The 19,677-nt window shown below is 37.4% G+C and carries 9 protein-coding genes; 6 read left to right on the forward strand and 3 right to left on the reverse strand.

What is annotated here, in order from left to right; translation table 11 throughout:
* Positions 1 to 9: 9 nt before the first annotated feature.
* The 5 genes from GS03_RS11390 (at position 10) to nhaA (ending at position 15,496) form a co-directional block, all read left to right on the forward strand.
* Positions 10 to 1,959, forward strand: a complete 1,950-nt coding sequence (locus tag GS03_RS11390) for an OmpA family protein (protein WP_136152668.1) — start codon at positions 10 to 12, stop codon at positions 1,957 to 1,959.
* A gap of 310 nt (positions 1,960 to 2,269) precedes the next feature.
* Entirely contained in the window at positions 2,270 to 11,353 is a 9,084-nt protein-coding gene (locus tag GS03_RS11395; RefSeq protein ID WP_136152669.1) for an HYR-like domain-containing protein, read from the forward strand.
* Between the two features lie 53 nt (positions 11,354 to 11,406).
* Positions 11,407 to 12,318, forward strand: coding sequence for a PorP/SprF family type IX secretion system membrane protein (locus GS03_RS11400; RefSeq protein WP_136152670.1), 912 nt, complete (start codon positions 11,407 to 11,409; stop codon positions 12,316 to 12,318).
* A 12-nt stretch (positions 12,319 to 12,330) separates the two neighbouring features.
* Positions 12,331 to 14,283 carry an OmpA family protein gene (locus tag GS03_RS11405; RefSeq protein ID WP_136152671.1) on the forward strand — a complete coding sequence of 651 codons (1,953 nt, stop codon included), beginning with the start codon at positions 12,331 to 12,333 and terminating at the stop codon, positions 14,281 to 14,283.
* Positions 14,284 to 14,350: 67 nt separating this feature from the next.
* Entirely contained in the window at positions 14,351 to 15,496 is a 1,146-nt protein-coding gene (gene nhaA / locus GS03_RS11410; protein ID WP_136152672.1) for a Na+/H+ antiporter NhaA, read from the forward strand.
* A 74-nt stretch (positions 15,497 to 15,570) separates the two neighbouring features.
* On the opposite strand, the gene GS03_RS11415 is transcribed toward nhaA, so the two are convergent.
* Together GS03_RS11415 and corA are read right to left on the reverse strand one after the other, a co-directional pair.
* On the reverse strand, positions 15,571 to 16,236 hold the full coding sequence (locus tag GS03_RS11415) for an ankyrin repeat domain-containing protein (protein WP_136152673.1): 666 nt from the start codon (positions 16,234 to 16,236) through the stop codon (positions 15,571 to 15,573).
* Between the two features lie 38 nt (positions 16,237 to 16,274).
* Positions 16,275 to 17,345 carry a magnesium/cobalt transporter CorA gene (gene corA / locus GS03_RS11420; protein ID WP_136152674.1) on the reverse strand — a complete coding sequence of 357 codons (1,071 nt, stop codon included), beginning with the start codon at positions 17,343 to 17,345 and terminating at the stop codon, positions 16,275 to 16,277.
* 68 nt (positions 17,346 to 17,413) lie between these two features.
* On the opposite strand from corA, the gene hutI reads away from it, so the two are divergent.
* Positions 17,414 to 18,652 (forward strand): imidazolonepropionase, encoded by a 1,239-nt coding sequence (gene hutI / locus GS03_RS11425; RefSeq protein ID WP_136152675.1) that lies wholly within the window; start codon positions 17,414 to 17,416, stop codon positions 18,650 to 18,652.
* Between the two features lie 61 nt (positions 18,653 to 18,713).
* Here hutI and GS03_RS11430 read toward each other — a convergent pair whose 3' ends face one another.
* Positions 18,714 to 19,598, reverse strand: coding sequence for a GAS domain-containing protein (locus tag GS03_RS11430; RefSeq protein WP_136152676.1), 885 nt, complete (start codon positions 19,596 to 19,598; stop codon positions 18,714 to 18,716).
* Positions 19,599 to 19,677: the final 79 nt, after the last annotated feature.

Genomic DNA, 19,677 nt, shown 5'->3' on the forward strand with positions numbered 1-19,677 from the left:
CCCAAAATCATGAAAAATAAAATTACATACTTAGTACTATTAGCTATCACTTGTGTGAATGGTTATTCGCAGGTTATTGGTAAAACAGAGGCACGAGGAAATAAAGAGTATGCAAAATACGCTTATATTGATGCCATAAAAACCTATGAGCGTATCTATGAAAAAGGATACAAATCGCCTGATATGTTACTCAAAATAGGGAACGCTTACTATTTTAATGCCGAATTAGAAAAGGCTAACAAATGGTATGCTGAACTTTATGCAACCAATCCGGATCAGGAACCTGAATTCTATTATCGTCATGCCCAAACGCTTAAAGCCGTTAAGGAAAATGACAAATCTGATGCTATGATGGCTGCGTTTGTACAGAAAAAAGGTGGTGATGCACGTGCCAAAATTTTTGCTAAAAACAAAAATTATTTAGCTGAAATTAAAAAGAACTCTGGTCGATATAAAATCGAAAATGCAGGTATTAATTCGAAATACTCTGATTACGGAACAGCTTATATGGGAACCAAAGTGGTATTTTCATCTGCCCGAGACACCGGAAATTTCTCGAAAAGAATTCACACTTGGACAGGTCAATATTTTACCAATCTTTATGATTCACCTATATCGGAAGATGGTTCACTTGGTGCTGTTGCAAAATTTGGAAAAAAATTAAATACCAAATATCACGAAGATACTCCAACTTTTACAAAAGACGGAAAAACAGTTTATTTCACCCGTAATAACTATCTGGAAAAAAGAGGTTATGATGCAGGTAAAGTAACGCTTTTGAAAATTTATAAAGCTACTGTAGATAAAGACGGACAATGGAATAATATTACGCCTCTTCCATTTAATAGTGATAGTTATCAAACGGCACATCCTACCCTATCTCCGGACGAAAAAACTTTATACTTTGTTTCTGATATGCCGGGAACACGTGGCCAATCCGATTTGTTTAAAGTAAAAATAAATGAAGATGGCAGCTTTGGTAACACTGAAAATCTTGGTGATGCCATTAACACCGAAGGTAGAGAAACCTATCCTTTTATCTCTGATGATAACGAATTGTACTTTGCTTCAGATGGTCAGCCAGGCTTAGGTGGATTGGATATATATATCACTAAAATTCCGAAAGACGGCAGTACTAATTTCAAAGAAGTGCTGAACGTTGGTGAAGAAGCGAATAGCCCAAAAGATGATTTTGCCTTTATTATTAATTTTAAAACTAAAAAAGGATTCCTAAGTTCTAACAGAGATGGCGGACAAGGAAGCGATGATATCTATAAGTTTGTTGAGACAAAACCTATTTGGTGTGAGCAAATACTATTTGGAGTTATTACCGATGAAGATACTAAAGCTGTTTTGCCAAACACCAAATTGCAACTCTTTGACGACAATTTCAATAAGATAAAAGAAGCCACTTCTGATGCAGAAGGAAAATATGAGTTTACCGAAGTTGAATGTGGTAAAAAATATTACGTAAGAGCTTCTCATGAAGACTATACGACTAAAGAAGTTCCGGTAACGATTGGTAAAGAAACAGGTAAAACTGAACTTAATATTGAACTTAAATCTGAAGGTTGTAAAGTTAAAATTGGTGACGATTTAGCAGATTGTTTCAAAATCAATATCATCTATTTTGATTTAGACAAATGGAATATCAGACCTGATGCTGCGATTGATTTAGCTAAACTATTAGATGTTTTAGAACAAAATCCATCAATGAAAATCAACATTCGTTCGCATACAGATAGTAGAGCTTCTGATAAATATAATGATGTATTATCTAAAAACAGAGCGAAATCTACCAAAGACTGGTTGATTAAAAATGGCATTGCTGCAACTCGTTTAACATCAGAAGGTTTAGGCGAAAGAGAGTTAGTAAACAAATGCGCTGATGACGTTCCATGTACAGAAGCAGAACATCAACTTAACAGACGTTCTGAATTCATAATTACAGCACTCTAAAAAAATATTTTTATATATTTAAAATTAAAGAAACACCTGTGAAAGCAGGTGTTTCTTTCGTTTATACCCTATTTGAAAAAGGATGAAATATCAAAAAGCATCGTTGAAAAGTTTAAAATGAAAGAAAAATGTCAGTTAAACGAGTATTTGAGCTATTCGTAGAAAAAATTGGGTTCCTCACTGGTATGTCTCTAATTTAGCCGTAAATATAGTATAACCCAAATCAACTATCACTTGCAAAGCCTACATCTAAACTACTTCAAGCCCGAAATTCAGTTTATCAATAGATTATTCTACTAAATTTAATTGTATGAAAACAAAAATTACTATCTCAAAAAAATTGATTGTGTTTTTGATATTTAGTTTACTAAGTATCTCAGCCTCATTCGCACAATCATATCCGCCACCAGGTACATCTTGTACTTCTGGTGACTTAACATTAGTTGGAGCCACCCTCTCAGGTGGAGATTTATGCAACTCATGTCCAACAGCAACTACGATAACCAGAACATTAACACTGTCTATCAATAACACGACTGGTTCTACAAGAACTTCATTCGCCTTTTGGGGAAACTTGGAAGTTTATAGCGGAACTACAGGGCTGTTAGTTTCTAACACATTAATTACCGGTTGTAATGGTCCGCTACCTCCAAATACGATAACTACATTAAGTTATAATACCGTTACTTATACTTGTGGTGATATATTGAAAATCACCAATTTATATTTAGCTTGGACTTCGGCTTCACCTGGATCAACTTGTCCACTAGATCCTACTTTAATTTCTCCTAAATGCGGAACCTTGCCTACAATAACAGTAAATGGAGGAGTAAACGGAGAGTTTGCTCTAATCGATTCACAATGTGGTTCTGCTACAGGAGCAATCGATTTAACCCCAACTGGTGGTACTGCTCCTTTCACTTATGTTTGGACGGCTTCTGCAGGTGGTGTTGTACCAAGTGGACAACAAAATAATCAAGACCTTACCGGTTTATTACCAGGTACCTATTCTGTAGTTATAACCGATGTAAACGGATGTACAATTACTAAATCCAGAACAATAGGAGCAACTACTCCTACTGTTGCTACATTTGCCAATACAAGTGATATTACTGTTCCGTGTGGCGGAGCAACAACAAGTTCTTTAAGCTATACTAATAATGGATCAGGTTCTTGTTTAATAAGTGGTACTGTTACTTCTACTCTAAGTACACAAACACCTGCGGGTGCCTGTGGCGGAACTGTTACTGAAACTTGGACTTATACAGATGCTCTCGGAAGAACGATTACTAAAACAAGAACAATTACAATAAGTCCGGCAACGTTACCAACAATGACGGCACCGCCGGCTACAACGGCAGCCTGTGGTTCATTACCTGCTCCTACTACTTTATCATTCACAAACGGATTAAGTAATGGATGTTTAATTAATGGTACTTCAAATCCTTCAACATTCTCAACACCTCCTGGTGCTTGCGGTGGAACCGTTACAGAAACCTGGACTGCGACAGATAGCTGTGGCAGAGCTTTGGCTCCGGTTTCAAGAATCATAACAGTAAGTCCTGCTGCTTTACCAACAATGACTGCTCCGGCTGCTACAACAGTAGCTTGTGGTTCATTGCCAGCGCCAAGTACAAGACCATTCTCTAATGGATTAAGTGGTGACTGTTTAATAAGCGGAACTTCAAACCCTTCAACTTTCTCAACAACTCCAGGTGCTTGCGGTGGAACCGTTACAGAAACATGGACAGCGACAGATTCTTGCGGTAGAGCTCTGGCTCCTGTTTCAAGAACAATAACAATAAGTCCGGCTGCGTTACCAACAATGACTGCTCCGGCTGCTACGACGGTAGCTTGTGGTTCATTACCGGCACCAAGTACAATCTCATTTTCTAATGGATTAAGTGCTGGATGTTTAATAAGTGGAACTTCAAATCTATCTACATTCTCAACAACTCCGGGTGCTTGCGGTGGAACTGTTACAGAAACATGGACAGCTACTGATTCTTGTGGAAGAGCTTTGGCTCCGGTTTCAAGAACAATAACAATAAGTCCTGCTGCTTTACCAACAATGACTGCTCCGGCTGCTACAACGGTAGCTTGTGGTTCATTGCCTGCACCAAGTACAATCTCATTTTCTAATGGATTAAGTGGCGGATGCTTAATAAGTGGAACCTCAAACCCATCTACGTTTTCTACACTTTCTTCTGCCTGTGGCGGAACAGTTACTGAAACCTGGACGGCAACAGACTCTTGTGGTAGAGCTTTGGCTCCGGTTTCAAGAACAATTACTGTAAGTCCGGCTGCATTGCCAACAATGACAGCGAAACCAGATATTAGTGTAGCTTGTGGATCGATTCCGGCACCAAGTACAATTTCATTCAGCAATGGATTAAGTGGTAGCTGTGCTATTAACGGAACTTCGAATCCTTCTACATTTACAGCTACACCTCCAACTTGTGGTGGAACAGTAACAGAAACCTGGACAGCTACTGATTCTTGCGGAAGAACAATTGCTTCTGTTTCAAGAACTATTACAGTAAGTCCGGCTGCTTTACCAACTATGAATGCACCATCCGGAATAACAATCTCTTGTGGTGTTACACCAACTCCGAGTACTATTCCATTTAATAACGGATTAGCTGGTGGCTGTGCTATTACAGGTACTTCAAACCCATCAACTTTTATAACAACAGTTCCTGGTTTCTGTAATGGACAAATTGTTGAAACATGGACAGCAACCGATTCTTGTGGAAGAGCATTAGCTCCGGTTACGAGAATAATAACTGTTAATGACACAACACCTCCAACTTTTACAGTGCCTGGTCCTATCACTGTTACTTCTGGTGCCAGTTGTAACGCAAACCTTGATCCAACAACTACCGGAACGGTAACTAATGTTAGTGATAATTGTGATACGGCTCCAACGGTAACATATTCTGATAGTGAGTGTTTTGGAAATTTCGCTGAAGGATCTGTTAATGCAGGTACTGGTGTTTATTTCCCATTCACAGTTACAGGATTTAATAGTTCTACAGCCAATATGATTGAAAAAGTAAGCTTAGCCTTTGAAACTAATCAAGGAAAAGGCAGAGTTCAATTTGTTTTGGTATCTCCAAGCGGACAAGGCGTAGTACTTGTTGGACCATATTGTAATGGTGGAAATTGTGATACTGTGAGCGGTACTGAAACTTATTTACCTGAATTTTATCCAAACGCTTCAGGATTCCCACAATGGAACAATGCTAATGTTATTCCAAATGGTGCTCCTGTTAATATGAGACCTAACGGAAATCTTTTGGCAACAAATTCTATAAGCGGTTTAACTTCATATGTTTCAAGTTTTGATAACTTAACCGGACCTATGAATGGTAACTGGTTTATTTATGCCGAAAAAGACGGTACTCAATTGGGTACAATTCGATTCAAAAGTGTTTGCTTAAAACCAGCTAATATTTGTCCTAACAATAGAAATATTACAAGAACATGGACAGTTACCGATATATGTGGTAACTCATCTACAGCAAATCAAGCAATCAGTATTCAGGATGTTACTGCTCCGACATGGACAACAATAGCCGGTTCACTTGATGCAACTGTAGAATGTAGCGATGCTGCTGCTTTAGCTTCAGCTCAGGCCTTATTCCCTACTGCAAGTGATAATTGTGATACTGATGTAACTAATATTGTAAAAACTTCTGGTGCATTTGTTGCTTCTCTAACATGCGCGAATGCCGGTACTTATACAAACACTTGGACAGTTACTGATGCTTGTGGAAATACTTCTCAAGTATTCACTCAAACTATCACCGTTCGAGATACAACACCTCCAACATGGACAACTGTAGCCGGAACTTTGGATGCAACTGTAGAATGTAGTAATGCTACTGCTTTAGCTAATGCGCAAGCACTTGCTCCTACAGCTACTGATAATTGTGACAATAATGTTACTTATATCAAAACTTCTGGTGATTTTGTACCCGGAGCTTGTGCAGGTTCAGGATCTTACACAAATACTTGGATAGCTAAAGATGCTTGTTTAAATACCAGCTCTACTTTTACTCAAACTATTACTGTTCAGGATACTACTGCTCCAACAATTTCAATTGCTGCTGCAAATGCTACAGTTGAGTGCGATGGTTTAGGAAATACTGCTGCTTTAGCTGCCTGGTTGGCTTCAAATGGTGGTGCTTCGGCTTCTGATGCTTGTTCTAATGTAACTTGGACTAACAACTTCTCTGCTTTAAGCGATGGTTGTGGAAACTCAGGTTCTGCTTTGGTAACTTTTACTGCTACTGATGATTGTGGTAATGCTGCTTCTTCAACAGCGACATTTACTATTCAAGATGATACAGCACCAACTATCAACACTCAAGCTACTAATGCTACAGTAGAATGTGATGGAAATGGTAACTCAGCAGCTTTAGCTGAATGGTTAGCTTCTAATGGTGGTGCTTCGGCTTCTGATATTTGCTCTAATGTAACCTGGACTAATAACTTCACTACATTAAGCAATGGTTGCGGGAATACTGGTTCAGCCTTAGTAACTTTTACAGCTACTGATGATTGTGGAAACAATACTTCATCAACAGCAACATTTACTATTCGTGATACTACGGCTCCAACTATTGATATTGTTGCAACTGATGCTACAGTAGAATGTGATGGTCAGGGTAATACTGCGGCTTTACAAGCTTGGTTAAGCTCTAACGGTGGTGCTTCGGCTTCGGATACTTGTTCTAATGTAACTTGGTCAAATAACTTTGATGCTATTAGCAATGGTTGTGGTAGCACAGGTTCAGCTACTGTAACATTTACAGCTACTGATGATTGTGGTAATGCTACAACCAACTCAGCAACATTTACTATAGAAGATACTACAGCTCCAACCATTGATACTGCTGCTGCTAATGCAACAGTGGAATGTGATGGAAATGGTAATGCAGAAGCTTTAACTGCTTGGTTAGCTTCTAATGGTGGTGCTTCAGCTTCTGATGCTTGTTCTAATGTAACCTGGACTAACAACTTTAATGAATTAAATGATGGTTGTGGTAACACTGGTTCAGCTTCTGTAACATTTACAGCTACTGATGATTGTGGAAATGCTACAACAACATCAGCTACATTTACTATAGAAGATACTACTGCTCCAACTATTAATACAGCTACGTCTAACGCTACTGTAGAATGCGATGGAAACGGTAATGCAGAAGCTTTAACAGCTTGGTTAGCTTCTAACGGTGGTGCTTCAGCTTCGGATGCTTGTTCTAACGTAACATGGACTAACAACTTTAATGAATTAAATGATGGTTGTGGTAACACTGGTTCAGCTTCTGTAACATTTACAGCTACTGATGATTGTGGAAATACTGCTACGTCAACAGCAACCTTTACAATTCAAGATACTACTGCTCCAACTATTGATACTGCTGCTGCTAACACTACAGTAGAATGTGATGGTCAAGGAAATACTGCTGCATTGCAAGCTTGGTTAAGCTCTAATGGTGGTGCTTCAGCTTCGGATACTTGTTCAAATGTAACCTGGACTAACAGCTTTGAGGCTCTTAGCGATGGTTGTGGTAATACAGGAACTGCAACAGTAACTTTTACAGCTACAGATGATTGTGGTAACGCTACAACTGCAACTGCAACCTTTACAATTCAGGATACTACAGCTCCAACCATTAATATTGTTGCAACTGATGCTACAGTACAATGTGATGGAAATGGTAACTCGGAAGCTTTAGCTGCCTGGTTAGCCTCAAATGGTGGTGCTTCGGCTTCGGATGCTTGTTCTAATGTAACCTGGTCTAACAACTTTGATGGTCTTAGCAATGGTTGTGGTAACACCGGAACTGCTTCAGTAACCTTTACCGCTACTGATGACTGTGGAAACGCTACAACTGCAACAGCAACCTTTACAATTCAGGATACTACTGCTCCAACTATTGATATTGCTGCAACTGATGCTACAGTTGAATGTGATGGAAATGGTAACGCGGAAGCTTTAGCTGCTTGGTTAGCTTCTAACGGTGGTGCTTCGGCTTCTGATACTTGTTCTAATGTAACATGGACTAACAACTATGATGGTCTTAGCAATGGTTGTGGTAGCACAGGAACTGCTTCAGTAACATTTACCGCTACTGATGAATGCGGAAACACAGCTACATCAACAGCAACCTTTACTATTCAGGATACTACAGCTCCAACAATTGCCATTGTTGCCACTGATGCTACAGTAGAATGTGACGGTCAGGGAAATGCTGCTGCATTGCAAACCTGGTTAACTTCTAATGGTGGAGCTTCAGCTTCAGATACTTGTTCTAACGTAACTTGGTCTAACAACTTTGATGGTCTTAGCAATGATTGTGGTAACACCGGAACTGCTTCTGTAACTTTTACAGCTACTGATGATTGTGGTAACACTGCTACGTCAACTGCATCCTTTACAATTCAGGATACTACAGCGCCAACTATAGATGTTGTTGCAACTGACTTAGTTGTACAATGTGATGGTAGTGGCACTTCAAATGCTTTATCTGCTTGGTTAGCTTCAAACGGTGGTGCTTCGGCTTCAGATACTTGTTCTAATGTAACATGGACTAATAATTTTGGTACCATACCAAGTGATTGTTCAGCTGCCGTGACAGTAATATTTACTGCTACCGATGATTGTGGTAATGCTGCAACTACATCAGCTACCTTTACTATTCAGGATACTATAGCACCAACAATTGATATCGCTGCTGCTAATGCAACCGTAGAATGTGATGGAAATGGTAACGCGGAAGCTCTAGCTGCTTGGTTAGCTTCTAACGGTGGTGCTTCAGCTTCTGATTCTTGTTCTAATGTGACTTGGACTAACAGCTTTGATGGTCTTAGCGATGGTTGTGGTAACACTGGTTCTGCAACAGTAACTTTTACTGCTACTGATACTTGTGGAAACACTGCAACTACTTCAGCTACATTCACAATTGAAGATACAACGGCGCCAACTATTAACATTGCTGCAACTGATGCTACAGTGGAATGTGATGGAAATGGTAATCCGGAAGCTTTAGTTGCTTGGCTTGCTTCTAACGGCGGTGCTTCGGCTTCGGATGCTTGTTCTAATGTAACATGGACTAACAACTTTGAAGAATTAAATGATGGTTGTGGAAACACAGGAACTGCTTCTGTAACATTTACAGCAACTGATGATTGTGGAAACACTGCTACATCTACAGCAACCTTTACAATTCAAGATACTACGGCTCCAACTATTACTATTGTTGCAACTGATGCTACAGTAGAATGTGATGGAAATGGTAACACGGAAGCTTTAGCTGCTTGGTTAGCTTCTAACGGTGGCGCTTCGGCTTCAGACACTTGTTCTAATGTAACATGGACTAACAACTATGATGGTCTTAGCGATGGATGTGGTAACACAGGAACTGCTTCTGTAACATTTACCGCTACTGACGATTGTGGAAACACTGCTACATCTACAGCAACCTTTACTATTGAAGATACTACAGTTCCAACTATTGATATCGTTGCAACTGATGCGACAGTTGAATGTGATGGAAATGGAAATGCAGAAGCTTTAGCCGCTTGGTTAGCTTCTAACGGTGGTGCCTTGGCTTCTGATACTTGTTCTAACGTAACCTGGACTAACAACTTTGATGGTTTTAGTGATGGTTGTGGTAGTACAGGTTCAGCTTCGGTGACTTTTACAGCTACTGACGGTTGTGGAAACACTGCTACATCTACAGCAATATTTACTATTCAAGACACTGCGGCTCCAACAATTGACATTGCTGCTGCTAATGCAACTGTTGAATGTGATGGAAATGGAAACACAGAAGCTTTAGCTGCGTGGTTAGCTTCTAATGGTGGTGCTTCGGCCTCTGATGCTTGTTCTAATGTAACATGGACTAACAACTTTGAAGCTCTTAGCGATGGTTGTGGTAACACAGGTTCTGCTACAGTAACTTTTACTGCTACTGATGATTGTGGAAACTTTACTACTTCAACAGCAACCTTTACAATTCAGGATACAACAGCGCCAACAATTTCTGTTACTACAGTTAACACAACAGTAGAATGTGATGGAAATGGTAACACAGCTGCTTTGGCCGCTTGGTTAGCTTCTAATGGTGGTGGAGCAACTGCTTCTGATATTTGTTCTAACGTAACCTGGACTAACAACTTTGATGGTTTAAGTGACGGTTGTGGTAGCACAGGTTCAGCTTCTGTAACTTTTACAGCTACTGATGATTGTGGAAATTCATCTTCGGCAACAGGTACATTTACTATTGTTGATACTACAGCACCAACACTTACTGCGGCTGCAGCTAATGCTACAGTTGAATGTGACGGTCAAGGAAATACAGCAGAATTAAATGCCTGGTTAGCTTCAAATGGTGGAGCTTCAGCTTCAGATACTTGCTCTAATGTAACTTGGTCTAACAACTTTATTGCCTTAAGCGATGATTGTGGAAGTACGGGTTCTGCTACTGTAATCTTTACAGCTACTGACGGTTGTGGAAATAGTGTGACTTCAACAGCTACATTTACAATACAAGATACATTGGCACCAACAACAAGTACAGAGTTTAGTCCAAAACTACAGGTAACTTGTGCTACTATTCCGGATCCACCTGTATTAGTATTCAATGACAATTGTTCAGGTAATGTGGTTCCAGTGTTTACAGAGACGCAATCTCCAACAGTTGACAATGTTTATACAATTACAAGAACATGGATTGCAACGGATGCTTGCGGAAATGCTTCGCTAACATCTACTCAAAGAATCTATGTTACTGTAATAAATACTACAGTTTTAGAAATACCTGCTGAAAGATGTAACCTTGCTGAATTTGACAGCGTTGATTTAACAACTTTATTACCTCCTGGTACACCAACTGGTGGTACATGGACAAATGTTAACGATGCTACTGGTTTAACCGGAACTGTATTTAATCCATTCGGAGTGGCACTTGGAGATTATATCTTTAGATATACACTCGCTAATGGTAACTGTTTTGACAGCTATGATATATTGATGAACGTAAATGAAGAATGTCGTCCATTAGCTTGTGAAGATGTTGTAATACACAATGCATTCACTCCAAATGGTGACGGTATAAATGATTGGTTCCAAATTGATCATATTGGAGAGTTCGATTGTTACCCAAGCAATACAGTTGAGATATATAACCGTTGGGGGATTTTAGTTTATGAAACTAAAAATTATGATAATCTTGGAAGAAGATTTGAAGGAGTATCTGAAGGAAGAACTACTGTTAACAAATCAGATGAATTGCCTACCGGAACGTATTTCTACATCATTCAATGGACTGATGGTGGAGCATCTTACACTAAAGACGGATATTTATACCTTACTAGATAAAACCCTACTAATTCCTGAGGGTTGAAAAATCCTCAGGATAAAAAATAGAAAATATGAGAACAAAAATTTTAATTTTCGCTTTGATGTTGACATGCTTCACTGGACTTGCTCAGCAAGATGCACAGTATACCCAATACATGTACAACACCATAAATATCAATCCAGGTTATGCGGGGTCGAGAGGAGTTATGAGTATTTTTGGATTGCATCGTACCCAATGGGTAGGATTAGATGGTGCTCCTACTACTAATGCCTTTTCCATTAACACGCCTATCAATAATAGTAGACTTGGAGTAGGTTTGTCTTTAGTAAATGACCAAATTGGCCCGACTAGTGACAATACGATTTCTGCCGATTTATCATATACTATCCCAATGAATGAAGATTACAAACTATCATTTGGAGTTAAAGCTTCGGGGAATATATTCAATTTAGATACTGATAAGTTGACTCCTGCACAAGCTAATGATCCAAATCTTCAAAATTTCGACAATGAGTTTTCACCAAATTTTGGAGCCGGAGTTTACCTGCATTCAGATAAACTATACTTAGGACTTTCAGTACCAAACTTCCTGCAGGACTCTAAATACAACGATAATGATGTGGCTGTATTTCAGGAAAGAATGAATTTTTATTTTATTGGTGGATATGTTTTTGACATAGGATCTTCAGTAAAATTCAAACCTGCAGTTCTAACCAAACTGGTAACCGGTGCTCCGCTTCAGGTAGATGCTTCTGCCAACTTCTTATTCTTTGACAAGTTAATGCTTGGTGCAGCCTATCGTTGGGATGCTGCAGTAAGTGGATTGGCAGGTTTTCAAGTAACTGATGGTTTATTTATTGGTTACAGTTATGACAGAGAAACAACAAATTTAAGACGATTTAACTCGGGTTCTCATGAGGTATTCTTACGATTTGAGTTGTTCAACAAAGTTAGCAAAATGGTATCCCCAAGATTCTTCTAATAACACAACATCATGAAAAATAAAATTACATATTTAGTACTATTAGCTATCACTTGTGTGAATGGTTATTCGCAGGTTTCTACTAACAAAGGAGAAGTAAAAGGTAATAAAGAGTATGCAAAATACGCTTATATTGATGCAATTAAAACATACGAACGTATCTATGAAAAAGGATATAAATCGCCTGATATGTTGCTCAAAATAGGTAACTCTTACTATTTCAATGCCGAATTAGAAAAGGCTAACAAATGGTATGCTGAACTTTATGCAACCAGTCCTGATCAAGAGCCTGAATTCTATTATCGTTTTTCTCAAACTTTAAAAGCTGTAAAAGATAACGACCAGGCAGCTGTTATGTTAGCTAAGTTTTCTGAAAAAAGCGGGAATGACAGCAGAGCAAAATTACTTGCTCAAAACAGAGATTATTTAGCCGAAATTAAAAAGAATTCGGGTCGATATAAAATTGAAAACGCTGGTATAAACACCAAGTATTCTGATTATGGAACAGCCTTTATGGGAACCAAAGTGGTATTCTCATCTGCCCGTGATACCGGAAATTTCTCGAAAAGAATTCACACTTGGACAGGTCAATATTTTACCAATCTTTATGATTCTCCTATATCTGAAGATGGTTCACTTGGTGCTGTTGGAAAATTTGGTAAAAAATTAAACACCAAATATCACGAAGATACTCCGGCCTTTACCAAAGACGGAAAAACAGTTTACTTCACCCGTAATAACTACCTTAGCGAAAGAGGTTATGATGCCAGTAAAGTAACTTTATTAAAAGTTTACAAAGCTACTGTAGATAAAGAAGGACAATGGAGTAATATTACGCCACTTCCATTCAACAGTGACAGCTATCAAACGGCTCATCCGGCTTTATCACCAGATGAAAAAACACTATACTTTGCTTCTGATATGCCGGGAACACGTGGTCAATCAGATATATTCAGAGTAAAAATAGGTGATGATGGTAGCTTTGGTGCTCCTGAAAATTTAGGAGAATCAATTAACACAGCCGGTAGAGAAACCTATCCTTTTGTCTCTGATGATAACGAATTGTACTTTGCTTCAGACGGTCAGCCTGGTATTGGTGGATTTGATATTTTTATCACAAGATTACCAAAAGACGGCAGCCTTAATTTTAGAGATGTACTAAACGTTGGAGAAGAAGCAAATAGCCCAAAAGACGACTTTGCCTTTATCATTAACTTTAAAACCAAAAAAGGATTCGTAAGTTCTAACAGAGATGGTGGACAAGGAAGCGACGACATCTATAAATTTGTAGAAACAAGACCGATTTGGTGTGACCAAATTCTATTTGGTGTAGTTACAGATGAAGATACTAAAGCAATTATACCTAATGCTAAATTGATACTTTTTGATGAAAAATTCAATCAACTTAAGGAAACAACTTCTGATGCAGAAGGTAAATACGAGTTTACAGAAGTAATATGTGGTGCAAAATACTTTGTAAGAGCTTCTCATGAAGATTATACAACCAAAGAACTTCCTGTAATTATTGGTACAGAAACAGGTAAAACGGAACTTAATATCGAGCTTAAAACTTCTACTTGTAAAGTTAAAATTGGTGACGATTTAGCGAATTGTTTCAAAATCAATATCATCTATTTTGATTTGGATAAATGGAACATCAGACCAGATGCCGCTGTTGATTTAGCAAAATTACTTGATGTATTGAACCAAAATCCAACAATGAAAATCAACATTCGTTCGCATACTGACAGTAGAGCTTCATTCTCTTATAACGATAAGTTGTCTAACAGAAGAGCCAAATCTACCAAAGATTGGTTAATCAAAAACGGAATTGCAGCTAATCGTTTAACCTCTGAAGGTTTAGGTGAAAACGAATTGGTAAACGGTTGTTCAGACGGTGTAAAATGTACAGAAGCAGAACACCAACTTAACAGACGTTCTGAATTTATAATTACAGCATTATAATAAAACCCTAACAATCATACTTTAAAAAAGCATCCGGAAACGGGTGCTTTTTTTTTATCTTTGAGAAATGGAAATTACAAAACTCTTCAAAGATTTTTTTGAAAGCGAAAAAGCCGGAGGGTTTACATTAATTGCCTGCACCATACTTTCATTATTCTTAGCCAACTCCATTTGGAGTGAAAGCTATATACACATTTGGCATTTTCAACTAGGAAATCATTCGCTTGAGCATTGGATAAATGACGGCTTGATGACCATTTTCTTTTTGCTGATTGGTTTAGAATTAGAACGCGAAATTTACGCCGGAGAACTTTCCAATATCAAAAATGCATTGCTGCCAATCTCAGGAGCATTGGGCGGAATGCTATTTCCTGCTGGATTGTTTTTACTTTTAAATTTTGGAACAGAAACCCAATCCGGAGCCGGAATTCCGATGGCAACCGACATTGCTTTTGCATTGGGAATTTTATCGCTTTTAGGAAATAAAGTGCCTACTTCACTGAAAATATTCTTAACCGCTTTGGCAGTAATCGATGATTTGGGTGCGATTCTGATAATTGCGATTTTCTATACAGGCGATTTGAATTGGATGAACCTAATCATTGCTTTATCCATTTTTGGAGGTTTGTTAGCGCTAAACAGATTAAAAGTCCACAACCTAATTCCTTATTTAATCGGCGGTGTTTTTATGTGGTATTTTATGCTGAATTCCGGAGTTCATGCCACAATTACCGGAGTGCTATTGGCATTTGCTATTCCGTTTAGTAACGGAAGTGAAAAATCACCCTCCATAATTTTACAGCATTTTTTACACAAACCTGTAGCCTATTTTATTCTTCCGATTTTTGCATTGGCCAACACCGCAATTATAATCAATTCCGATTGGCATGCTGCTTTGTCCCAAAATTATACGCTGGGAATAGCTTTAGGATTAATTATTGGAAAACCAATTGGCATTGCACTTTTCAGTTATTTAGCGGTGAAATTAAAAATTTGTTCCCTTCCAAATGACATCAATTGGGAAGCCATAATCGGAATTGGATTTTTAGGCGGAATCGGATTTACGATGTCAATCTTTATTACGCTTCTCGCCTTTTCAGATGCAGAGCATATTGATAATTCCAAAATCATGATTTTGATTTCATCCTTAATCGCCGGAATTATTGGATTGCTTTTTTTAAAATCTACTTTGAAAAAGACTCATAATTTATAAACGTTTGAAAATTCGCAGGGTTTTCTAGAGAAGAGTAAGCTTCGTAGTTGTTGCAAACCGCTGTTAGTGTGTGTTCATTCTAACAATTGTTTTAACTGTTTTTTTGTTTCTTCGCTAACATTTAATCTCGGATAAATTTGGTTAACGTAATCATAAGCTCTTTCTCCATTTTTGTCTTTTATTTGCTTGTCAGCGCCTTTTTTTAAAAGCAACTCAACTGTCTTTAATTCTCCATTAAAAGCAGCTAACATTAAACCGGTTATCCCATCAACATCTCTTTGATGATTTAATTCAGCGCCATTTTTAATTAAGATTTCGACAATTTCAGTTGAACTAGTTGAGCAAGCTGTAATCAAACTTGAATGTCCATTTTCTGAATATCTATTTACATTGACACCTTTGCTAATAAAAAAATCAACTATTTTCCTATTGCCTTGAGCACATGAACTTTCAAAATAGCCTTGTAAACTTTTAAATCTCTTTGTCAGAACTAATTTTTTAACTGCTTTAAAATTATTTTTAAAAACTGCAATGTCAAGTGCATTTAAAGGCTCAGATGGCGATTTTGCTCTAATTGTTACATCAGCTTTTTTATCAATCAATTTATTGAACTCTTTAGTGTTTCCATTATAAATAGCAAGCATTAAAGGTGTCCAGCCTTCTTTGTGGTCATCCCATTTATCTTTATGGACAAAACTCAAAGAACTCAAAATAAATAAAATTAGAATCGTCTTTTTCATATTATTCGTGTTATGGTGGGAACATTACTGCCAACTCATCAATACCAATTCTTTCTTTTGAAATAATAAATCATTCCCAACAACAATAAAAACATAAAGCCCAAAATCATAAAGTAACCATATTCCCATTTCAATTCGGGCATGTTTTCAAAATTCATTCCGTAAACACCAACAATAAAAGTCAGTGGCATAAAGAAAACCGAAACCACAGTCAAAGTTTTCATTATCTCATTCATCTTATGACTTTGGGTCGAAAAATAAAAACTCGATGCGCTGTCAAGCGTAGTCATATCGTATTCAATCTGCTCTAAAAGCTCCAAACTTTTTTGGTGCAAACGATCAAAAAAACTGTAATTATCAGGTTCGATTGCATTAAACACATTGTCGTCTTTCATACTTTTTATAGAATACAAAGAATCGCGCAAAGGAATGATAGAACGCTTCAAAAAATTATAATTATCCCGATGTTTTTCTATTTGCTCTAAAATTTTCGGATTGGTACTTGTCTTTGACAAATTAATCAAATCCTCTACTCTATCTTCTTCGTTTTCAATAGTTATATAGAAATTTTCCATTACGGCGTCGAGCAATAAATACAACAGATAATCCGCTTTTTTGTCTCTTACTATTCCGGAATGTGTGCGCATACGTTCCCGAATGTGGACAAAAAAATCACTTCTTTTTTCCTGAAACGAAACCAAAATTCCATTCTTCAAAAGAAAACTGATTTGCTCTACATTGATGTTATCACTATTTTCAATTGGCAATAACGACTTGATGTTAAAAAACAAAACATCGTGATATTCGTCTAACTTTGTTCGTTTAGTTGTATTCAGAATATCACCCAGCATAAAATTATCTACATTCAAATGGTCACCAATCGATTTGATAATTTCAATATCATTCAGACCGTGAATATTGAGCCAATTAATTTTTGAATTGTCAAAGCACCTATATAGTTGGTCCGTTTTAAATTCGGCATACTCTGTCAATTCATTGGTGTCATAAACAAACAACTGCATTTCAGTTTTTGTCGACTTATGACTTCCCGTATATTCTAAAATAGTGGGCTGGACTTTTCTTCCTTTTTTGTATTTAATTTTTCTCACGAATTCTAAATTTGTTTAAATTTAATACTATTTCTTTTTTTAGAACTATTTTTACCAAAAATCATTTTATGCAAACGCTAATCATCAACATAAAAGAACTGCTGCAAGTCAGAGAAACTCCGATAGCTAAAGTTTCCGGAAGCGAAATGGCAATTTTACCAACAATTAAAAATGCTTTTCTTTTGATTGAAAATGATTTGATTGTCGCTTTTGGTCCGATGGAAGATTGTCCAAAAATAAACGCTGATAAAACGATTGATGCTGCAGGAAAAATGATTTTACCTTCGTGGTGCGACAGTCATACACATATTGTTTATGTTGGCAATCGCGAGCAGGAATTTGTGGATAGAATCAATGGTTTGACTTATGAAGAAATTGCCAATCGTGGAGGTGGCATTTTAAATTCTGCCAAAAAACTAAACGAAGCTTCTGAAGAAGAAATCTATAACCAATCCAAAAAAAGACTCGAAGAAGTTATCCAACAAGGAACCGGTGCAGTCGAAATTAAATCGGGTTATGGTTTGACGGTTGATGGCGAGCTCAAAATGCTTCGCGTCATTAAAAAATTAGCCGCTGATTATCCAATTACCATCAAAGCAACATTCCTTGGTGCTCACGCTTTCCCTTTGGTTTATAAAGAAAATCATGTCGGTTATATTGATTTATTGATCACTGAAATTCTGCCAAAAATTGCCGAAGAAAAGCTAGCCGATTATATTGATGCCTTTTGTGAAACGGGTTATTTTTCGGTAGCAGAAACCGAACGAATTATGGAAGCCGGAAAACAATATGGTTTGCGTTCCAAAATTCATGTCAATCAATTCACCGCTATCAACGGAATTGCAGCCTGTGTAAAGCACAATGCACTTTCGGTGGATCATTTGGAAATTGTAACCGATGAAGATATTGAAGTTTTAAAAAATACCGAAACCATGCCTGTGGCGTTGCCAAGCTGTTCTTATTTTATCAGCATTCCGTATACGCCAGCTCGAAAAATGATAACCGCTGGTTTACCGCTTGCCTTGGCTTCCGATTTTAATCCGGGAACTTCACCATCCGGAAATATGAATTTTGTGGTGGCAACCGCTTGTATTAAAATGAAAATGACTCCGGAGGAAGCTATTAATGCTGCCACTATAAATGGTGCTTATGCGATGGGAATTTCGGAAACTCACGGAAGCATAACCATTGGTAAAAAAGCCAATCTCATCATCACAAAACCATTGAATTCATTTTATGAACTGCCTTATTCTTTTGGCACTGATTTGATTGAACAAGTAATGCTAAACGGAAAGTTAGTTTCATAAAAAAAGTCCTCTCGTAATACAACGAGAGGACTTTTCCTTTTATAATTATTAAATAAGATGATTATTTTAAGCTAAAGCTACTTTTTGAAACCAATTCTCCTTTGTCGAATACATTGACAAAATAAGTTCCTTTAGCAAAGTCTTTTCCTGGCAATTGCTCTTTTACGTTCACTGATTTGTTTTCATATTTTACGGTAGTTGTAAAGCTGTAAGTCAAAGACGTATCACCAAACGATACTGTTGCTTTTTCACCCAACACATTATTTTTTGGGTCAATTACCTGAACATAATAGGTTTTATCACCAGACTTGGCAATCTTGTTTTCTGCAATAGTAAAAACTATCTGCAATAAATCAGCTCTGCTTGACTTGTCAGTCTCAATTTGTTTACCAGAACTTCTTTGTTTATAAGCCGCTGTTTTTAGGTTACTGACTGTCAGTTTAGAACCTAATTCAACCGTTTTGGATAGTTCTTCATTTTGTCCTACCAAAACCTGATTGTACTTCTTGTTGTCTTCTAAAACCACTGTTGTACTATCTAAGCTTGTCGTTAAGGTTTGATTTTGCTTTTTCAATACTTCAACTTCCTGCATCAAATTCTGCATTTTTTGTTCCATTGCTTTGTATTGCGTTCTGTATTTCTGTAATGAAGCATTGTCTCCTTTTGACGCTTTCAAATCCGCCATCAGTTTTACTACTTTGTCTCTCTCTGCTATCAACTCATCCGACATAGAAGTGTTTTCGGCAATTGCTGCATCGTAAGTTGCTTTCAAATCCGCCAAATCTTTAAGAACGGATTCTTTCTCTGATTTAATTTCTACTACATTTTTCTCTAACCCTTTTGCGTCAGATGTTAATTTAAAAATGTAGATTAAACTTCCTATCAATAAAACTGCTAATATTCCAATAATAGCTTTTAGTTTTGAGTGATTGTTTTGATTTTCCATGGGCATTTATTTTTAATTATATAATAATACTATATTCATATAGTAACGAAAGATAAGCATTTTTATTATATTTTTGGCT

Source organism: Flavobacterium sangjuense, assembly GCF_004797125.1.
Classification (GTDB): domain Bacteria; phylum Bacteroidota; class Bacteroidia; order Flavobacteriales; family Flavobacteriaceae; genus Flavobacterium; species Flavobacterium sangjuense.